This is a genomic window from Oribacterium sp. oral taxon 102, assembly GCF_013394775.1.
Taxonomy (GTDB): Bacteria; Bacillota; Clostridia; order Lachnospirales; family Lachnospiraceae; genus Oribacterium.
Genome location: NZ_JABXYT010000001.1, coordinates 844920 through 862763 on the forward strand (window position 1 = coordinate 844920; position 17844 = coordinate 862763).

Below are 17844 nucleotides of genomic sequence, written 5' to 3' on the forward strand. Positions count from 1 at the left end.
GAAAGGAGGCCTATGTCGAACTGGAGTTTACCCGCCAAGGGCGGGCACATGGAAGCGCAGGATGGAATTTATTATCAGAATATGACGACAAAGATGCTGGAGGAACGTCTGAAGAAGAATGACGTGCTGCTGCTCCCGGTCGGCTCAACGGAGAACCATGGGCCGTCTGCGCCATACGGAGAGGATACCTATCTGGATACGCGGCTCTGCGAGCTGGTTGCGGAACGGACAGGCTGCACCGTTGCGATGCCGGTCTGGTATGGCTCTCATCCATACCACCATTTGGGACAGAAGGGAACGATCATGATCCCGGAAAACATCCTGGCGGATTACATCGCCTATGTATTGGCAGGCTTCTGGAATACAGGCTTCCGCAAGATCATCATCGTCAACGGGCATGGACAGGATTATGTCATTCCTCTTGCGATTCATACCTTCGGCAAGAAGTGGCAGGTGCCGGGCATTGTGCTTTATACGCATTTCTGGAACTGTGCGGGCAGCGAGATGTATACGAAGGAGAAGGGCGGACCGTATGAGGAGCCCTTTGTGCATGCGGATGAAGTGGAGCAGAGCTGGTGTCTGGAGCTGTTCCCGGAATTCATTCACATGGAGGATGCGATCAAGGTGGATAAGGCGCCCCTGCTCCCGCCCGGTCATATCAATACCTCTGCAGAGGACGGTGCAGGCCCGATCAAGTGGTACAATGCATTTGGCTCCTGCGGTATGGAATGTATCTGCCAGCCGGAGGGCGTGATCGGAGACGCACGGAAGGCGGAGGGGGAGAAGGCAAAGGCAGGGGTCGAAAAAACGCTGGACTATCTGACGAAGCTTGTAAACGATATTCTGGAAAAATATCCGGCGGGAGAGCTGCCGCCGATTGAGAAAATGACGCAGCGCAGACGAGAGGATATCGAAGCGGTGATCAAGGGGCCGAACGCGCCGGGCGGAAGACATATCTATACACTGGAGTATTAAAAACGGGAGCAGGGTATGAAATACGATTTCAAACTGGGAGTTTCCTATGCGGAGGAACGACCGTTGAGTGCGCCGCTTCCGTTATGCGGAGAGCTGGGGGAGGCGATGAGGGATGCAAGGCAGGCGGGCTTTGACGGCATCGAGCTTCACGGCAGGGAATATGAATTTGACAGAAGAGGCATCGAGCGGATAAAACGGCTGTGCGAAGAGAGCGGGGCAGAGATCGCAGCACTTGCGAGCGGCCGGCTCTATACCCAGACGGGACTGTCTCTGGCGGAGCCGGAGGCGGCGCGGCGCGGCTGGGTTCTCATGCAGATGAAAAAATATATCGCAGCGGCGGCAGAGCTGCATACGGATCTTATCATCGGCTGGGTGCGGGGGCGTTTCGCGGCGGACAATCCGCCGGAGCTGTATTTCCGAACGCTGCAGGAGAGCATGAAGGAGCTGGACATCTATGCGGGAGACCGACAGGTACGTCTGCTTATGGAGGTCATCAACCGTTATGAGACGGACAGCTTTCGAACGACGAAGGAGACATTGGAATTTCTAGAGGAGAATGAGCTGGAAAACACTCTTCTGCATCTGGATACCTTCCACATGAACATAGAGGAGGACAGTCTCTGCGAGGCGATCCGGACAGCGGGAGCGCGGCTTGGATATTTTCACGCTGCGGATAATACGCGGCGCTGTCCGGGGAGCGGCAGCCTGAATTTCCCCGAAATAGCGGCGGAGCTGGCTGCGGTGGGCTATCACGGCTTCGTGACAGTAGAATGTCTGCCCGGGTCGGACGGACGGGAGACGGCGAAGCGGGCTGCCGGATATTTCAGAGATCTGATGCGAAGCGAGAATAATCACTCATCCAGATGATAGTATCGTATTTTCCGCCAGAGGGTCGTGGTGCTGATGCCGAGCTCCAGTGCGGTTCGCTTCCGGCTTCCCTTGTTCCTTCGAAGACAGGTGGCGAGCAGGTCGCGGTAAATATCACTTCTCTCCGGAACCTGCGGGTGCAATTCTGCCGCGGGGGATGCCGTGCTTATGGCAGCGGATGCCGCATCGCCCTCGCCTGCCGTGGAATCCTCCTGATTTACGGATACCGCCTGCGCATAGAGCGCAGAGTCCTTCTCGTAGAGCTCTGTGAGGAGCTGCTGCACATAGCCCGTATGGATGAGCGGTTCCGGTGCGGTAAGGATCATCCGCTCGCAGAAGGCGGCGAGCTGCAGGATGTTGCCGTCCCAGCTGTAGCGCACAATCGTCTGCAGCGCCTGCTCCGTCAGCGTATGCTGCGTTCGGTACCGGCGGTTATAGTCCTGAAAATAGTAACGGAACATATTCTGAATGTCGTTCGGACGATCCTTCAGCTTGGGGATGCGGAGACGCAGCGCGCGGAGCGTAAAGAGGAGATCCGAGCGGAAGAGGAACTGCTTCCGAAGCTCTGTCAGGTTCTTCGAGGTGCTCGCAATGATGCGGATATCGACATATTTGTACTGCGAATAGTTTACCTGGCTCATGACGCGTTTCGTCCGCATGACACGGGCAAGCTGCGACTGGATCGGGAGCGTCAGCTTGTCGATGCCCTGAATCATCAGCGTCCCGTGGTCGCAGTCCAGGATTGCGCCTCTGCGTCCCATCCTGGGATCACCGAAGAGAACGCGGCTCTGCTCTTCGTTCGTCGTGCCGGACAGGGAGACGACGGCGTAGGAGCCGCTTTTCCTCCCGCTGCCGTTGTGGATTGCCTGCGCGAGCATCTCGAGCTCCGGACCGGCGCTCGCCTCGATCAGAACCGGACTCGAGGATTTCGCGTACAGGCGCGCCTTCTTTATTTCCGGCTGCAGATCGACGAAGAGCTCGTCCAGCATATCGAAGCTGGCAACCGCGGGGTCTCCATGCAGAAGCAGGGTGTCGCTGCTCTTTGCTTTCATTTCATTGCTCCTTCGCGCGGAATCACCGCGCAGATGTATAGGATTGGCGGGCCGAAGGGCTCGGCCGGCAGGGCTGGGTGCAGTCCGGATAAGCCATCTGCCAATAGGAGGATCCTCTCGACTGCTTTCATTTTGAAATACTGCTTGCAATAAATCTAGCATAAAATATTTAAATTTGAAATACCTGTGCATTTTAATCTGAAAAACAGGTATTTTTTGTGCAGCTTTCAGGTGCATTCCTCTTGAAATCCATCTATACTTCCCGTGATCAAAACCATATCAGGATTCGGAGGAATGATGAACGTATTTGATTATAAGGATAAAATCCGCTTTACCAAGGCTGTTTTCTACAATTTCAGGCCCATTCCGCTTCCCAGACCCTTTCAGGACGGGACGGGAGGGTTCGGACAGAATGTCCCGGAGCAGGGATATCTGGAGCTTTCCGACGATACCGGAATGACCGCACATTATACGGTCACGAGAGCGTTTGTCAGGGAAATGCTGCCGAAGCTGCTGAACGGAGAGAGCCGGAGCTATAATGATTGGCGGGAGACGCTCTACTGGCAGGCACGGAACGCCGGCTTCCAGTCGGGACAGGCAGTCAATGTCGGCGTCGTCGATCTCCTGATGCTGGATATCCTGTCGCAGAGAGCCGGGAAGGCGCTGCATCGCTTCCTCGGCGCGGAGAAGGACTGGGCGGCGGCGTACAAGGGCGGCGGATCTATCCTGCTTTCCGATGCGGAGCTGGTGGAGGAGATGTGTCGTTATGTCTCTGAGGGCTTCATGACGGTGAAATTCAAGGTCGGCAGCGACAAGGGAAGGAACATGGAGCGCGACCTGCGTCGGATCGAGAAGGTGCGGGAGGCGGTCGGAGAGAAGATCGGCATCGCCGTCGATGCGAACCAGAGATGGAGCGTGGAGGATGCGGTGAAGTTTGCGAGGCTGGCGGAGCCGTATCGTCTCGTCTGGTTCGAGGAGCCGATTCATTCTGCCGATTTTAACGGCATCAGAAGGATGAAGGAGCTGGGTGTGAAGCAAAAGCTCGCTGCGGGGGAATCCATGAGGATCTCCTATATGTACGAGATCTATCTCGAGAAGGGACTCGATATTGTGCAGCCGTCTCTCGGCAGAATGACCCGGATCGATGATCTCCTGAAGATTCGCGACATGGCGAGAGCAGCCGGGAAGGGCTTTCAGTCGGGAGGACGCACCGCCTACAACGCGACCTTCGGCTGTCTCTACGGTGCGGAGGAGCCGATCGAGTTTCATGCGCCGATTTCGGAGCCGGTGCAGGCACTGATGCGGAACCTCCCCGAGTTCCGTGACGGGAGGTGCTTCGTGCGTTCTGATATTCCCGGCATTCCGATCCGGATGGACCTGGAGAAGCTCGAGAAGCTCGGATATCTGGAGTCCAGAACAATCTATCTTCCGCCGAGAGCGTAGAAGTCTGCCATCAGGCAGACTCGGAGCGAACATGACCGCATCACGAAGAGATGCGCCTCCCGAAGGGAGGTCGGCTGAAGCCACACGGGCGAAGCCGAGTCTCTTAAGAGCGTAGAAGTCTGCCATCAGGCAGACTCGGAGCGAACATGACCGCATCACGAAGAGATGCGCCTCCCGAAGGGAGGTCGGCTGAAGCCACACGGGCGAAGCCGAGTCTCTTAAGAGCGTAGAAGTCTGCCATCAGTGGAGAAGTTTCCATCAGGAAACTTCGGAACGATTTGGCGACAGGCGAAGCCTGTTGTTTCGCGGAGCGAAATTGCGCGATGTCTTCCGGACAGAGCGCAACCTGCCGAGCGTAACGAGAGAGCGGAAGTTTCCATCAGGAAACTTCGGAACGATCTGGCGGCAATATTTCAGAATTTAGTCGGGATTTAATTATATATTATAAGGAGAATGAAAATGAAAAAGAAAAAGAAAGCAATGGCACTGGTACTGACGGCGGCAATGATGCTCGCACTCACCGGCTGCGGCGGAGCGAAAAAGGCGGACGGTGAAAGCACGACGGCGGAAGCGGCATCGAGCAGTGCGCAGGAAACAAGCGCCACAGCGGAAGCAAGCGTGTCCGCAGGGAAGACGGCAGCAGATACGAAGCTGGAGAGCGCTGCGCAGGCAGACCTTGATGCTGCCGCCGCAGACCGCTACGGCTTCCCGGCGGGAACCATAACATGGGTCGTGCCCGGAAAGGCAGGCGGCGGCTCCGACCTCGCGACGCGTTACCTCTCCGAGGCGATGAGCAGAGAGCTCGGCATCACGAATACAGTCAGCAATTACGATTCCAATACCGTCGGGCATCAGACGGTGGCAAATGCGAGCCCGGATGGCTCGACCATCATGCTGGCAACCGCAGCACTCAACATTCAGTGGATCACAGGGAATGCCGATGTGAACCCGAAGGAGGATCTCACCCTGATCGCCGCGATGGATGACAACGGCTTCTCCGCGCTCTGCGCGCCGGTGAATGCACCCTTCAATACCTTTGAGGAAATGGTTTCCTATGCGAAGGAGAATCCCGGGAAGCTGAACGCCGGTATGCCCTCCTCCGGGAACAATACCTTTCTCTTCGGCAAGATTCAGCAGTCCGCCGGCATTCAGCTGAATGCAGTCGAGGCATCCTCGGAGTCCGACCGTCTCACAAATCTCGCCGGAGGCTTCATTGACCTCGGCTTTGTCGGGATCGGAAATGCACAGGAGTATGAGAAGGCGGGGAAGCTGAAGGTCATCGGCACGATGGCAGGCGACGGACTGACGATTGCGGACTATGACGCAGCGCTTCCGGACAATTACAGAACCCTGCAGGAGCAGGGCTACGACGAGCTTTTCTGGAATGTGAAGCACTATGTCTACGGTCCGGCGGGCATGGATACGGCGAAGGTCAGAGAGATCAATACGGCGATGTCAGCGTTCCAGCAGAATCCGGACTGTCATGCAGGATTGGTGTCGATCGGACATATCCCGGAATGGCATAATGTCGAGGATTCTCTCGCGATCCGCGACGCCGAGTATGCTGCCGAGGTCAAGGTAGCGGATTTCATGGGAATGAAAGTGAACGATTGAGGAAAGAGAGAGTCGCCATGAAGATGAAGAGAGAAAGCATTACCGGCATCGTCGGCATCCTTGCCGCGCTCCTCGGCGCCGCCGGTGCACAGCGCATCAAGCTGCGGCCGAATCTGATCGAGCCGGGGCCGCGGATGATGCCCTATGTGGCGCTCGGCATCATCCTGCTCAGCTCCGTGATGCTGCTGCTTCACGGCATCCGTGATCGGAAGGAGCAGAAGGCTTATTTCCCCGCCGGCGGCATCAGGAGACTGCTGATCGGTTATGCGGAGGTCGTGCTCTACGGTATTCTCCTGACGCTTTTCGGCTTCCTGCTCACGACGCCGATCGCCATGTTTGTATTCGTGTATACGCTGAAGGGCACGGAACAGGTCAGATGGTGGCAGAATGTCGTCATCAGCCTCGCAGTCACGGCCTGTCTGTATGCGCTGTTTGTCATGGGCTTTCAGATCAAGCTGCCTGCCGGCATTTTATTAGGATAATCCGAGGGGGATCAGAATATGTCATATTATATTGCGGGACTTTGGACCTGTCTTCAGCCGCTCAATCTCCTGCTCATCGCGGGTGTCGTAATCGTAGGCATTATATTCGGCGCGATTCCGGGACTTTCCGCCACGCTGGGGATTTCCCTTCTGCTGCCGGTGACCTTCGGGCTTTCTACGACGACCTCCTTTATCGTGCTGCTCGCGATGTGGATCGGCGGGGTGTCGGGAACCTTTATTTCCGCCGTATTGATCGGCATTCCCGGCTCCAGCTCTTCGATCGCAACCTGCTTCGACGGCTATCCGATGACCATGAAGGGGCAGGCGTCCAAGGCGCTTGCGATCGGGATGACCGCGTCCTTTATGGCGACCGTCATGTCAGTGCTCCTTGCAACCATCGTCGCGCCGCTGATCGCGGATCTTGCGCTCCTGCTTGGTCCATGGGAGTATTTTTCGCTCTGCTTCTGTGCCATCACACTGGTTGCTGCGCTGTCCAAGGGCAATATCTGGAAGGGGATTCTCGCCGCGGGCATCGGGCTGTTTCTGGGCTGCGTGGGACTTGACCCCATTACCGGCTCTGCGAGGTATACCTTCGGGAACCATTATCTCGATTCCGGACTGTCCACAGTCTGCCAGATGCTTGGGATGTTCGCGCTCTGCCGTATTATTCTGGATTATGCCAGGGGAGAGGGGAAGCTTCCCGAGGTGAAGAAGTCCGACCTCCATGGACTCGGCATCAGCCCTCGGGACATTATCGGCAATATGGGAACCATTGTCCGCTCTTTCCTGATCGGGCTCTGGGTCGGCTTCCTGCCGGGGATGGGCTCCGGGATCTCCAATATGGTCGCCTATGGACAAGCACAGCAGGCGAGCAAGCACCCGGAGGAATTCGGGAGGGGAACGCCGGAGGGCGTTTGGGCATCCGAGACAGCAAACAACGCGTCGCTGGGTGGCGCCATGATTCCGATGATGGCACTGGGCATCCCGGGAGACGGCATCACGGCAATGCTGATCGCCGGCCTGACCATCCATGGGCTGCAGGCGGGGCCGCTGTTCATTTCCGAGCAGCCGGAGCTATGCTACCTGATGTTTGCCTGCGTGCTGATCAGCGCCGTCGTCACCTTCCTTCTGGAGCTGGTGTTTAAGCGCTGGCTCCCGCTCATTCTGAAGATTCCGTATCATTTCCTGTACAGCGTCATTCTGACGATCTGCTATATCGGGGCGTTCGGTGTCTCTAACACGGAGTTCAATATTTTCATTATGCTGGCATGGGCAGTACTTGCGCTCTTCCTGAACATCAGCGGCATATCGCTGAGTCCGCTGGTGCTTGCATTCATCCTCTCGGACGATCTGGAGTCCTATTTCCGTAAGGGCGTCAGCTTCGCACACGGAAGCTATGCGCCGTTCTTTACCAGACCGCTGTCTCTCCTGTTCCTGCTCCTCGCCGTATTCTCCGTGGTATGGCCGTATCTTTCGGAGCAGCGGAAGAGGAGGAAAAATGCGGCATAGAATGCGGCGTGGCAAAGAGGGCTTTTCTGCGGAAAAGTCCTTTTTTGTATGTAGCTATGACAGGATAAGAGAAGGGGTCTTGTCTTGTAATTAAAAAAATCATAACATTCTTTACTTTTTATTATGACAATATAAAAGAAATGAGATATACTCATAACATAAATGCATAATGTATTATGCTGCTATAAAAAAGAGGAGGATTTTATAAGGCGTATGGAAAAGAAAATGTTCAGGAGCGGCGTAGCGGGGACGATTGTGTCATGTATCCTGCTGGTGGGGATGTCGTTGTTCTTCGGTATTATGATTTTCGGTATTCTCAGGACGGCGCTGTACGGAAGCCCGATATTGGATGCGGACAGCTATGGAGATTTCGTATATATAGACGCGGATTACCTGAGCGGATCCTTCGGATCGGACGATGATGGGAATGAATATCTCTTTGCAATGACCGCTGATGCGGATGGCAGCTACCATGACTATATCGTCAGCCTTCCGGAGGCGGTTTATAACAGCACGGAGATTCAGGGCAAGATAAATCAGGGGGATACGGACGATGCAGCGCCGCTCCGGATCAAGGGAACGATGGAGCATACATCCAGTGATTTGGATGAGCTGGCGCAGAAGACATTTGCAGAGTATCTGAGCCTTGATTCCGCGGAGGAGGCGGCAGACTATCTGGGGAGCGTATGTCTCGTTTATTCGGTATCCGGAAATAATCTGGCGGATCTCGGCATCGGAATGTGGATTGCGCTCGTCTTCATGGCAGGACTGATCATCGTATGGATCGTCGAGATCATCCGCCTGATCCGGCGGCAGGGGAAGAAAAACCGGAAGATCGCCAATGCGAGGATGCTCTATGAGAGCAATGCAGATTATCAGAACGGCGTAGGACAGACGACGGAATCGGACGCACAGTTCTTCAGAAACTGCCGCTGTTATGTTACGAGAGAGTATATCGTCAGCTATCAGGACGGGCTGGAGGTGTTCAGGATCGATCAGATCCGGGAGCTGTACGGCTTTGATAAGCAGAGATACCATGCGATCCTCAGCTTTTTGTTCGGCGCGTTCGCCGGCTTCAGCGTGGAGCATTATCTGGTGGCGATCACTGCCGATGGAGAGGTGCATCAGTTCGCGAGACTCAATGCGGCGCTGAAGGCACACAACCGTATCGCCGCTGCCATCCTGCAAAAGAATCAGGAGCTTCTTCTCGGCAGGATGAATACTGCGGTCAGCGCCGTAGGGCAGTCCCTGGAGAAGCTGAATCTGGCGAAGGTGAAGGGCTTCTACGGAAGCAATGATATCTGGACGGGACGCAGCCTCGACAGCTTCCGGATCGAGTAAGCGGACGGAGCGCGCGGCATCCTATGAGAAAGGCATTGTTTTTTGACGTAGACGGGACTCTGATGAATGCGGAGCATCGCATTCCGGACTCTGCGCTGGATGCGCTTCGGAGGAGCCGTGCGGCGGGGAACTATATTTTTGTGAATTCCGGAAGGACGAGCGGGCTGCTGAAGCGGCTGATGGCGGAGCTTCCTGCAGACGGATTTCTCTGCGGCTGCGGGACAGAGCTGTTTTTCCGGGGAGAGAGGATCTATTCCTATACAGTATCGGAGGAGGAGAAGCGGCGCCTCAAGACCCTGCAGGCACGCTTCGGGATCGCCTGCCTCCTGGAGGGCAGGGACGGGACGCATTTTCAGGTGCCGGAGAGTGTTTACCGGCAGAATCCGGGACTTCGGGAGCGGGCGGAGCGGGAGCTTGGCTTCGTGGAGGCAGAGGGAGGCCTCGCTGCAGGGGACTATGACGGCGCTTATCCGATTTCGAAGTTCTGCTTTTTTGGCGCGGAGAGCAGCGATATCCCGGGCGTTTACGCCTGTCTTGCGGGCAAATTCGATATTATTGACAGAGGGGGCTTTTTTTATGAGGCGGTTCCCTGCGGGCACGGGAAGGGGGCGGCGGTGGATCGGATGCTCCGGCACCTCGGGATCGAGCGGGAGGATGCCTTTGCCTTCGGGGACAGCATGAACGATCTGGATATGTTTCTTCATGCGGGGCACACGATCGCGATGCGGGAGCACAGTGCAGGGCTCGGGCCGTATACGGAGTATGTGACGGATTCCGTGGATGCGGACGGGATCCGGAAGGCAATGCGGCATTTTCACCTTGTATAAGTCCGGCAGTATTATTGACATTTTTTTGACGGATTTGTATAATTCTTAACTACAGAAACAATTTTCGTACCCGGGAAGAGGAAAAATGACGGGATAAAACGACAGAAAAGAAGGACGAAAAGGTGAAAGAGGAGAAGAAGGTGAAGAGAGAGATCTCGCAGGCAGTCATTCAGAGGCTGCCGAGATACTATAGATACCTTGAGGATCTGATGGAGCAGGGGGTGGAGCGGATTTCCTCCAATGAGCTCTCGAAGCGAATGAAGCTGACCGCTTCGCAGATCCGGCAGGATCTGAATAATTTCGGCGGCTTCGGACAGCAGGGATACGGCTACAACATCAGAAACCTCCATGATGAGATCGCGAAGATTCTGAATATCGACGAGGCGCAGAGCATGATTATTGTCGGTGCGGGACATCTGGGACAGGCGCTGGCAAATTATACGAACTTCCGGAAGCGCGGCTTCTTCATCCGTGCGATCTTCGACAGAAATCCGGAGCTTTACAGGGAGAAGGTAGGGGATGTGGAGATCCTGCCGATGGAAAAGATGGAGGAGGTCGTGCAGACGTATAAGATCAGGCTTGCTGCAATCTGCATTCCGAAGACACCTGCGGTGGAGGTCGTCGAGCAGCTGATCCGGAACGGGGTGGTGGGAATCTGGAATTTCGCCCATGTCGATCTGGAGGTTCCCGAGAATGTGGTGATCGAAAATGTACACCTTTCCGAGTCCCTGATGCGGCTGTCCTATCGGGTGGGCGAGGTATATCGGAGATGATTCTGGGCATCGGCTGTGATATTCTGGAGATAAAACGGATAAGGGATTTGCAGGAGAAGCGCAGGCTCGACAGGATCTATACGGAGGAGGAGCGCCGGCAGGCTATGGAACGAGCTTCCATGCTTGCCGGTGATTTTAGTGTGAAGGAGGCGGTAGCGAAGTGCTTCGGAACCGGGGTACGGGGCTTCGCGCTGACGGAGATCGAGGTGCTTCGGGATGCGTGCGGCAGACCCTATGTGAAGCTCTACGGGGCGGCGGAGGCGCTGTTCCAGAGACTGGGAGGGAGCCGTATCCATGTTTCGATCTCGGATACCGGAGAGCTTGTGACGGCGTTCGCCGTACTGGAGGGAGGGGAGACGTGAGGAAGGACGCTTCGGGAGAGGGAAGGCGCGTGCTTCAGCGGGAGGCGCTTCGCATTCCGCGCCGCAGGGAGGATTCCAATAAGGGGAGCTACGGGCGGCTGCTGCTTCTCGCCGGGAGCGAGGGGATGTGCGGTGCGGCGTACCTGTCCGCTTTGGCAGCGTATCGGAGCGGAGCAGGACTGGTTCGTATTCTTTCGCCGGAGCAGAACCGCATCGTTCTGCAGACGCTGCTGCCGGAGGCGGTGCTTCGCTGCTATCGGGAGCCGGCGGAGCTTCCCGGGCTCATCGAGAGGGAATGCGGCCGGGCGGATTTCCTCGTAGCAGGGCCGGGGATCGGAACCGCTGCGGCTGCGCAGCTGCTGCTTCGGTCTGTGCTTCGATACGGACAGGCGCCGCTGCTTCTGGACGCGGACGGGCTGAATCTGCTCGCGATGGAGGAGAGCCTGCGGGAGAGCTTTCGGCACTATGCACTCCGTTATCCGACGGTCGTGACCCCGCATCCGATGGAGATGGCGCGGCTTCTCGGGCGGCGCGTGGAGGAGATCGTCGCTGCGCCGGAGCGTGCTGCTGCGGCGTTTACGGAGCAGAGCCATGCGATCACGGTGCTGAAGGGGCACCGGAGCCTCGTGCTGGACGAGAGGCAGTGCTATCAGAATATGGAGCCCTCTCCTGCACTTTCCAAGGCAGGCTCCGGAGACGTACTGAGCGGCTGCATTGCGGGGCTCTATGAGGTGCTGAGGGCGGAGGTCGCGGAAGAGCCTGCACGAAAGGGGGCAGAATCCGGCGCGGAGCGAGACAGCGCGGGACAGGCGGCGCTTCTGTACCGGGCAGCCTGTCTCGCCGTGTCCGTACATGCTATCGCAGGACGGATCGCCGCGCGGGAGAAGGGAGAGCACGCGGTACTGGCGCGGGACACCGCCGATGCCATCGGTGCGGCGATGGAAACGTTTATGACAGAAGATACGGAGGAATGAGAGGATGCAGACAGCGATCATAGACCTGCATGTACATCTGGATGGATCGATCCCGCTCCGGACTGCCGGAAAGCTGCTGCATCGTCTGGGACTTCACCGGGAATGGGACGAGGCAGCGCTTCGACGGAATATGCAGGCGCCGGAGGACTGTCCGGATTTAAATGCGTATCTTTCTGTTTTTGACCTGCCGCTCCGGCTGATGCAGAGCCGGGAGGGGATCGAGGCGGTCAGCTACGCCTTCCATGAGCTGCTTGCGCAGCAGGGACTTTTGTATGCGGAGCCGCGTTTCGCGCCCTCCGGCCTGACCGGGCAGGGGCTCCGGCAGGAGGAGGCGCTGCAAAGTGCGCTCAGGGGGCGGGAGCGGTACTACCGTGAGCATCCGGATTCTGTCCTGCACAGCGGCTTCCTGCTCTGCGCGATGCGCGGGGACAGCAGGGAGAATGCGCGGGAAAATACGGAATGCTTCGAGCTCGCAGCAGAATACCTCGGGAGAGGCGTGCTGGGCGTAGATCTGGCGGGGGCGGAGGCGCTCTACCCGACCGAACGTTATCGAGAACTGTTTGAAAGAGCCGCCAAACTGGGGCTTCCGTATACGATTCATGCGGGGGAAGCCGCAGGAGAGGAGAGCATACGGGCAGCGCTCTCCTTTCAGCCGCAGAGGATCGGGCATGGTATCCGCGCGGCAGAATCGCCGGAGCTGCTGCGGGAGCTTGCGGCGCGGCAGATCCCGCTGGAGCTCTGCCCGAGCAGCAACCTTCAGACCCGGATCTTTCCGGAGCTATCTACCTTCCCGCTGCGTATGCTTTACGGGCAGGGCGTGAAGCTTACGGTCAACACGGACAATATGACGGTATCAAACACGAGTCTGTCCCGGGAGCTTTCTCTTCTGCGGATATACTGCGGACTGGACCTGCGGATGGAGCGTACGCTTCTGGAAAATGCCGCGGACAGTATCTTCGCCGGAGAGGAGGAGCGTGTGCGGCTGAGAGACGCGGTCGCCGCCCTGCCGTGGGAGCGGGAAACGGTATTTCGGTGAATTGCGCGTAAGGGGGTCTGCAAAATAGATCTTTGCACCGGAACCGTCATTTCGTTTTCAGAGGGAGGCTCGGATGCCCTTCATGGAGAGGGAAATTTTCTTTTTCTCCGTATCGACGGAGAGCACTCTTACGCTGACGATATCGCCGAGCTTTACGACATCGAGCGGATGCTTCACGAAACGATCGGCGAGCTGGGAGATATGTACCAGACCGTCCTGATGAACGCCGATATCGACGAATGCGCCGAAGTCGACGATATTCCGGACGGTTCCCTTGAGAAGCATGCCGGGCTTCAGATCGGCGAGCAGCAGGACATCGGAGCGGAGCACCGGGGCGGGGACATCCTCTCTGGGGTCTCTTCCGGGCTTCTGCAGCTCTCCGAGGATGTCCTGCAGCGTGAATTCTCCGATGCCGAGCTGCGCGGCAAGCTCCTGAACTGAGAGACCCGCTTCCTTCCGTCTCTTCTCGATATCCGCTATGCCGCCGTTTCGAAGCGCGCCCTCCGGGCAGTGCAGGAGATGCAGCAGCGCCTTGGCGCTTTCATAGCTCTCCGGATGCACCGCGCTGGCATCGAGCGGCTCCCTGCCGCCGTGTATACGAAGAAAGCCGGCGCATTGCTCGAATGCCTTCGGTCCGAGCTTCGGTACCTTGAGCAGGTCGCGGCGGCGCTCGAAGCTGCCGTTTTCCTCACGGTATTTCACGATATTTGCCGCGAGCGTCCTGCTGATGCCGGAGATATAGGAGAGGAGGGCGGCGGAGGCAGTATTCACATCCACGCCGACCCGGTTGACACAGTCCGAAACGACGCTGCTGAGCTGTGCATTCAGCTTCGTCTGGTTCATGTCGTGCTGATACTGCCCGACGCCGATTGACTTCGGGTCGATTTTGACCAGCTCCGCGAGCGGATCCTGCAGCCGCCGCGCCATGGAGACCGCGCTGCGCTGTCCGACATCCAGCCCCGGGAATTCCTCCGTGGCGAGCTGAGAGGCGGAGTAGACAGAGGCCCCCGCTTCATTGACGATTACATACTGTACCGGAAGCCTGCTTCGCCTTAGGAAGTCCGCAATGATCTGCTCGGACTCCCGGGAGGCGGTGCCGTTGCCCAGTGAGATAATGTCGACATGGTGCTTCCGGATCAGACGCTCGATCAGTTCCATTGCTTCCCGTACCCGGTTCTGGGGCGCGGTAGGATAAATGACGGCGGTGTCCAGCACCTTGCCGGTCGCGTCCACTATGGCGATCTTGCAGCCGGTGCGAAAGCCCGGATCCCAGCCGAGCACGGTCTTGCCGGAGATCGGCGGCTGCATCAGGAGCTGCATCAGGTTGCTGCCGAAGACCTTGATCGCACCGTCCTCCGCTCTTTCGCTAAGCTCGTTTCGAAGCTCGGTTTCGATGGAGGGCGCAATGAGACGTCGATAGGCATCCCGGACAGTCTCCTCGAGATAGGGGGAGGTCAGTACGTTTTGCCCGACATGGCAGTGCTCTTTGAGGTAGCGGAGGATCTCCTCCTCGGGGACTTCGATCCGAATCGTCAGAAGCTTCTCCTTTTCTCCGCGGTTCAGGGCAAGGATGCGATGTCCCGGGATCCGGCGGAGCGGCTCGCTGTAGGCGAAGTAGCTCTCATAGACCATCGCCTCCGGACGTTTCTCCTCTCGTGCGGAGGAGAGCAGCAGCCCGTACCGGTAGCTTTTCTGACGGATCCACGCGCGGAAGCCGGCATTGTCCGCGATCTGCTCGGCGAGGATATCCTTCGCGCCGGCGATCGCTGCCTCTACGGAGTCTACGCCCTTTTCCGGGTCGAGGTAGCGCTCTGCCTCCTCCGGGACAGGGCGGGAGGCAGAGCGGGAGAGCAGGTATTCCGAGAGTCCCGAGAGCCCCCTCTCTCGGGCGAGCATCGCGCGGGTGCGGCGCTTCGGCTTGTAGGGGCGGTAAATGTCCTCCAGCTTTACGGCGGTATCCGCCGCCTTGATTTCCTGCCGGAGTGCTTCGCTCAGTTTGCCCTGCTCCTCGATGGAGCGCAGAATGCTTGCCTTGCGCTCTTCGAGATTCCGGAGGTAACGGAGGCGTTCCTCCAGGCTGCGGAGAAGCTCGTCATTCAGCCCGCCGGTTTTCTCCTTCCGATAGCGGGCGATAAACGGAACGGTATTGCCCTCATCGAGGAGGGTAATGACGGATTCGGTCTGGGAGGGACGGATGCCGAGCTCCCGGCTGAGTATCTCTGTGATGTTCATTCTGCGTTGTTCTTTCCCTTCGTTACTATTGTATGAGCTTCCGCAGTAAGGTGAGGCGGAAGCTTATGTGATGCTGTGACTTAGCGCATGGAATTATGCCGACAGTTCAGATAAGCGATTTTATGCCGGATAGGACAATGGAAAGCCTGTTCATGGCAATCGTTTCTGCTTCAGCGAATGGCTTACCTGAACTGTTGCGGAGCTGGAAGCTTTCAGGATATTGCAGGATAGGTGCTTCACAGTACGAGGTCAGCGTTTTCCATGATGCGGAATCTCTCGAAATACGCCTCCTCCTTCGGGATCCAGAGCTCCCGGAAGCGGACGAGTCCTTCGTCGCCGACGCGGGCGCGGAGCCTCTTTAGCTGCGTTTCTTTGTCTACGGTCAGGAAGATTCGAAGCTGGTACGGATTTCCGAAATAGGGGTGGCAGCTGTAGGTGCCCTCGAAGAGATTCAGCCGCTTCGCGGAGATCGTCTGTTCCCTATCCTTGGGAAAGCGCATCGTATGACAGTCGAAGGGACGGTAGATGACAGGATCTCCGTACCAGACCGGGATCAGCACCTCCTCCCGGAAGCGCTCATAGTCCAGATTGCCGCCGATCTCTGCCATGCGTTCTTCGCTCCGCTGCGCCTCCTGCGGGAAAAAGTCGTCGAGATGAAAGAGGTTCGCCGCATCCGGATAGCGGCGCAGGAGGAAGCTCGCGAGCGTAGACTTGCCGCTGCCGCTCCTTCCGTCGATCGCGGCCATCAGGATTTCCTCCGAACCGGCAAGGAGCGCGTCGATCGCCTCTATTACGGGAGCGAAGCGGCGCTCCGGTGTTGAATCGGGACAGCGCTCCGTAAAATGTGTGATTTTTTCAGACATAAGCCTCCTCCTCTTCGATGCCTCCTCAGTATAACGGATTTCCATGGAGCTGTCAGCTGAAACATAGGGGATGTGTGATCCATAAGGCAATGTGCTGCCCTGACAGCAGAAGGGGCTGTCCCGTATCGGGACAGCCCCTTCTGCTGCAGCGTCGTCTACGCTTGTATAAAAAGGAATTATGCGAAGTTAAAGGCAGTCTTGCCGGGGTAAACGGCAGCTGCGCCGAGCTCCTCCTCGATGCGGAGCAGCTGGTTGTACTTTGCGACGCGCTCGGAACGGGAGGGTGCGCCGGTCTTGATCTGACAGGTATTCAGCGCCACGGCGAGATCGGCGATGGTGGTATCCTCAGTCTCTCCGGAGCGGTGGGAGGAAATGGCGGTATAGCCTGCCTTGTGCGCCATCTTGATGGCCTCCAGCGTCTCGGACACGGAGCCGATCTGGTTCAGCTTGATCAGGATGGAGTTTCCCGCGCCGAGCTGAATCCCCTTCGCGAGCCGCTCGGTATTGGTAACGAAGAGATCGTCGCCGACGAGCTGCACCCTGCCGCCGAGCTCTGCGGTCATCTTCTGCCAGCCTTCCCAGTCCTCCTCGTCCAGCCCGTCCTCGATGGAGTAGATCGGATACTTTTCGACCAGAGACTTCCAGTGCGCGATCAGCTCGTCCGAGGTGAAGTCTCTGCCGGACTTCGGCTGATGGTAGTAGCCCTTTCCCTTTTCGCTCTTCCACTCGGAGGAGGCGGCATCCATCGCGAGCACGAAATCTCTGCCCGGCTCATAGCCCGCCATGCGGATCGCCGCGAGGATATGCTCGATCGTGTCCTCATCGGACGAAAGATTCGGCGCGAAGCCGCCCTCGTCGCCGACGGCGGTGGTATTGCCCTCGTCCTTCAGGATCTTCTGCAGGGCATGGAAGACCTCGGTACACCAGCGCAGTCCCTCTCGGAAGCTGGGGGCGCCTGCAGGCATGATCATGAATTCCTGCGTATCTACGGAATTGGTGGCGTGCGCGCCGCCGTTCAGAATGTTCATCATCGGAACCGGCAGACGATTTCCATTTACACCGCCGAGGAAGCGGTAGAGCGGCAGACCGAGCGCCTCTGCGGCTGCCTTGGCGCTCGCGATGGAAACGGCGAGGATGGCGTTGGCGCCGAGCTTCGACTTGTCCTTCGTGCCATCCAGCTGTATCATTTTCGCATCGACAGCGTAGATATCCTGCGGATCCATGCCGCGGAGAGCCGGAGCGATCAGCTCATTGACATTCTGCACTGCCTTGCCGACACCCTTTCCGCCGTAGCGTGCCTTATCTCCGTCGCGCAGCTCAAGCGCTTCGAATTCTCCGGTGGACGCCCCGCTCGGCGCAGCGCCCCGTCCGACAGTTCCATCGGAGAGGATGACCTCTGCTTCAACAGTGGGATTGCCGCGGGAGTCGATGATCTCTCTGGCGATAAGCTTTTCGATTGTAAGATGCTTCATACATTCACCTTTCTTTCTTTAT

Annotated in this window: 16 protein-coding genes; 12 read left to right on the plus strand and 4 right to left on the minus strand. The window is 57.6% G+C overall.

Annotation, left to right across the window (positions count from 1 at the left end; translation table 11 throughout):
• The first annotated feature begins 12 nt into the window (after positions 1-12).
• Both iolN and HW273_RS03920 read left to right on the plus strand, forming a co-directional pair.
• A complete protein-coding gene (iolN, locus tag HW273_RS03915) occupies positions 13-975 on the plus strand; it encodes a 3-dehydro-scyllo-inosose hydrolase (RefSeq protein WP_179010538.1) in 963 nt (320 codons plus the stop codon).
• A 15-nt stretch (positions 976-990) separates the two neighbouring features.
• Positions 991-1842, plus strand: coding sequence for a sugar phosphate isomerase/epimerase family protein (locus tag HW273_RS03920; protein ID WP_179010539.1), 852 nt, complete (start codon positions 991-993; stop codon positions 1840-1842).
• On the opposite strand, the gene HW273_RS03925 is transcribed toward HW273_RS03920, so the two are convergent.
• Positions 1827-2894, minus strand: a complete 1068-nt coding sequence (locus HW273_RS03925; RefSeq protein WP_179010540.1) for a sigma 54-interacting transcriptional regulator — start codon at positions 2892-2894, stop codon at positions 1827-1829. The genes HW273_RS03920 and HW273_RS03925 overlap by 16 nt on opposite strands.
• 297 nt (positions 2895-3191) lie before the next feature.
• Between HW273_RS03925 and HW273_RS03930 the strand changes: the two genes are divergently transcribed.
• From HW273_RS03930 to add, 10 genes are all read left to right on the plus strand, one after another.
• Complete coding sequence (locus HW273_RS03930; RefSeq protein ID WP_243206740.1) at positions 3192-4337, plus strand: enolase C-terminal domain-like protein; 1146 nt, start codon at positions 3192-3194, stop codon at positions 4335-4337.
• A 459-nt stretch (positions 4338-4796) separates the two neighbouring features.
• Complete coding sequence (locus HW273_RS03935) at positions 4797-5951, plus strand: tripartite tricarboxylate transporter substrate binding protein (RefSeq protein ID WP_179010542.1); 1155 nt, start codon at positions 4797-4799, stop codon at positions 5949-5951.
• A 17-nt stretch (positions 5952-5968) separates the two neighbouring features.
• Positions 5969-6433 carry a tripartite tricarboxylate transporter TctB family protein gene (locus HW273_RS03940; RefSeq protein ID WP_179010543.1) on the plus strand — a complete coding sequence of 155 codons (465 nt, stop codon included), beginning with the start codon at positions 5969-5971 and terminating at the stop codon, positions 6431-6433.
• Between the two features lie 18 nt (positions 6434-6451).
• On the plus strand, positions 6452-7942 hold the full coding sequence (locus tag HW273_RS03945; RefSeq protein WP_179010544.1) for a tripartite tricarboxylate transporter permease: 1491 nt from the start codon (positions 6452-6454) through the stop codon (positions 7940-7942).
• A gap of 213 nt (positions 7943-8155) precedes the next feature.
• Entirely contained in the window at positions 8156-9283 is a 1128-nt protein-coding gene (locus tag HW273_RS03950) for a hypothetical protein (RefSeq protein WP_179010545.1), read from the plus strand.
• A 23-nt stretch (positions 9284-9306) separates the two neighbouring features.
• Complete coding sequence (locus HW273_RS03955; RefSeq protein WP_179010546.1) at positions 9307-10110, plus strand: HAD hydrolase family protein; 804 nt, start codon at positions 9307-9309, stop codon at positions 10108-10110.
• Between the two features lie 122 nt (positions 10111-10232).
• Positions 10233-10883 (plus strand): redox-sensing transcriptional repressor Rex, encoded by a 651-nt coding sequence (locus HW273_RS03960; protein ID WP_330603935.1) that lies wholly within the window; start codon positions 10233-10235, stop codon positions 10881-10883.
• Positions 10880-11245 (plus strand): holo-ACP synthase, encoded by a 366-nt coding sequence (gene acpS, locus HW273_RS03965; protein WP_179010547.1) that lies wholly within the window; start codon positions 10880-10882, stop codon positions 11243-11245. Before HW273_RS03960 ends, acpS begins: the two co-directional genes overlap by 4 nt.
• Positions 11242-12219, plus strand: coding sequence for an NAD(P)H-hydrate dehydratase (locus HW273_RS03970; protein WP_179010548.1), 978 nt, complete (start codon positions 11242-11244; stop codon positions 12217-12219). The genes acpS and HW273_RS03970 overlap by 4 nt, the downstream gene beginning before the upstream one ends.
• 4 nt (positions 12220-12223) lie before the next feature.
• Positions 12224-13255, plus strand: coding sequence for an adenosine deaminase (gene add / locus HW273_RS03975; protein ID WP_179010549.1), 1032 nt, complete (start codon positions 12224-12226; stop codon positions 13253-13255).
• Positions 13256-13312: 57 nt separating this feature from the next.
• Here add and HW273_RS03980 read toward each other — a convergent pair whose 3' ends face one another.
• The 3 genes from HW273_RS03980 to eno all read right to left on the minus strand — a co-directional run bounded on the left by HW273_RS03980 (position 13313) and on the right by eno (position 17822).
• The gene (locus HW273_RS03980; protein WP_179010550.1) at positions 13313-15487 is read right to left on the minus strand and encodes a Tex family protein; all 2175 of its coding nucleotides are present in this window, start codon (positions 15485-15487) and stop codon (positions 13313-13315) included.
• 236 nt (positions 15488-15723) lie between these two features.
• Positions 15724-16350, minus strand: coding sequence for a hypothetical protein (locus HW273_RS03985; protein ID WP_179010551.1), 627 nt, complete (start codon positions 16348-16350; stop codon positions 15724-15726).
• A 176-nt stretch (positions 16351-16526) separates the two neighbouring features.
• Positions 16527-17822 carry a phosphopyruvate hydratase gene (gene eno / locus HW273_RS03990; RefSeq protein WP_179010552.1) on the minus strand — a complete coding sequence of 432 codons (1296 nt, stop codon included), beginning with the start codon at positions 17820-17822 and terminating at the stop codon, positions 16527-16529.
• Positions 17823-17844 lie beyond the last annotated feature (22 nt).

What these genes read in the sequence shown, in the direction of transcription:
- HW273_RS03935 (WP_179010542.1), top strand. Translation starts at nt 4,797, where the DNA reads ATGAAAAAGAAAAAGAAAGCAATGGCACTGGTACTGACGGCGGCAATG.
- HW273_RS03920 (WP_179010539.1), top strand. Translation starts at nt 991, where the DNA reads ATGAAATACGATTTCAAACTGGGAGTTTCCTATGCGGAGGAACGACCG.
- HW273_RS03985 (WP_179010551.1), bottom strand. Translation starts at nt 16,350, where the DNA reads ATGTCTGAAAAAATCACACATTTTACGGAGCGCTGTCCCGATTCAACA.
- HW273_RS03955 (WP_179010546.1), top strand. Translation starts at nt 9,307, where the DNA reads ATGAGAAAGGCATTGTTTTTTGACGTAGACGGGACTCTGATGAATGCG.
- HW273_RS03980 (WP_179010550.1), bottom strand. Translation starts at nt 15,487, where the DNA reads ATGAACATCACAGAGATACTCAGCCGGGAGCTCGGCATCCGTCCCTCC.
- HW273_RS03940 (WP_179010543.1), top strand. Translation starts at nt 5,969, where the DNA reads ATGAAGATGAAGAGAGAAAGCATTACCGGCATCGTCGGCATCCTTGCC.
- eno (WP_179010552.1), bottom strand. Translation starts at nt 17,822, where the DNA reads ATGAAGCATCTTACAATCGAAAAGCTTATCGCCAGAGAGATCATCGAC.
- add (WP_179010549.1), top strand. Translation starts at nt 12,224, where the DNA reads ATGCAGACAGCGATCATAGACCTGCATGTACATCTGGATGGATCGATC.
- HW273_RS03945 (WP_179010544.1), top strand. Translation starts at nt 6,452, where the DNA reads ATGTCATATTATATTGCGGGACTTTGGACCTGTCTTCAGCCGCTCAAT.
- HW273_RS03930 (WP_243206740.1), top strand. Translation starts at nt 3,192, where the DNA reads ATGAACGTATTTGATTATAAGGATAAAATCCGCTTTACCAAGGCTGTT.
- HW273_RS03950 (WP_179010545.1), top strand. Translation starts at nt 8,156, where the DNA reads ATGGAAAAGAAAATGTTCAGGAGCGGCGTAGCGGGGACGATTGTGTCA.
- acpS (WP_179010547.1), top strand. Translation starts at nt 10,880, where the DNA reads ATGATTCTGGGCATCGGCTGTGATATTCTGGAGATAAAACGGATAAGG.
- iolN (WP_179010538.1), top strand. Translation starts at nt 13, where the DNA reads ATGTCGAACTGGAGTTTACCCGCCAAGGGCGGGCACATGGAAGCGCAG.
- HW273_RS03925 (WP_179010540.1), bottom strand. Translation starts at nt 2,894, where the DNA reads ATGAAAGCAAAGAGCAGCGACACCCTGCTTCTGCATGGAGACCCCGCG.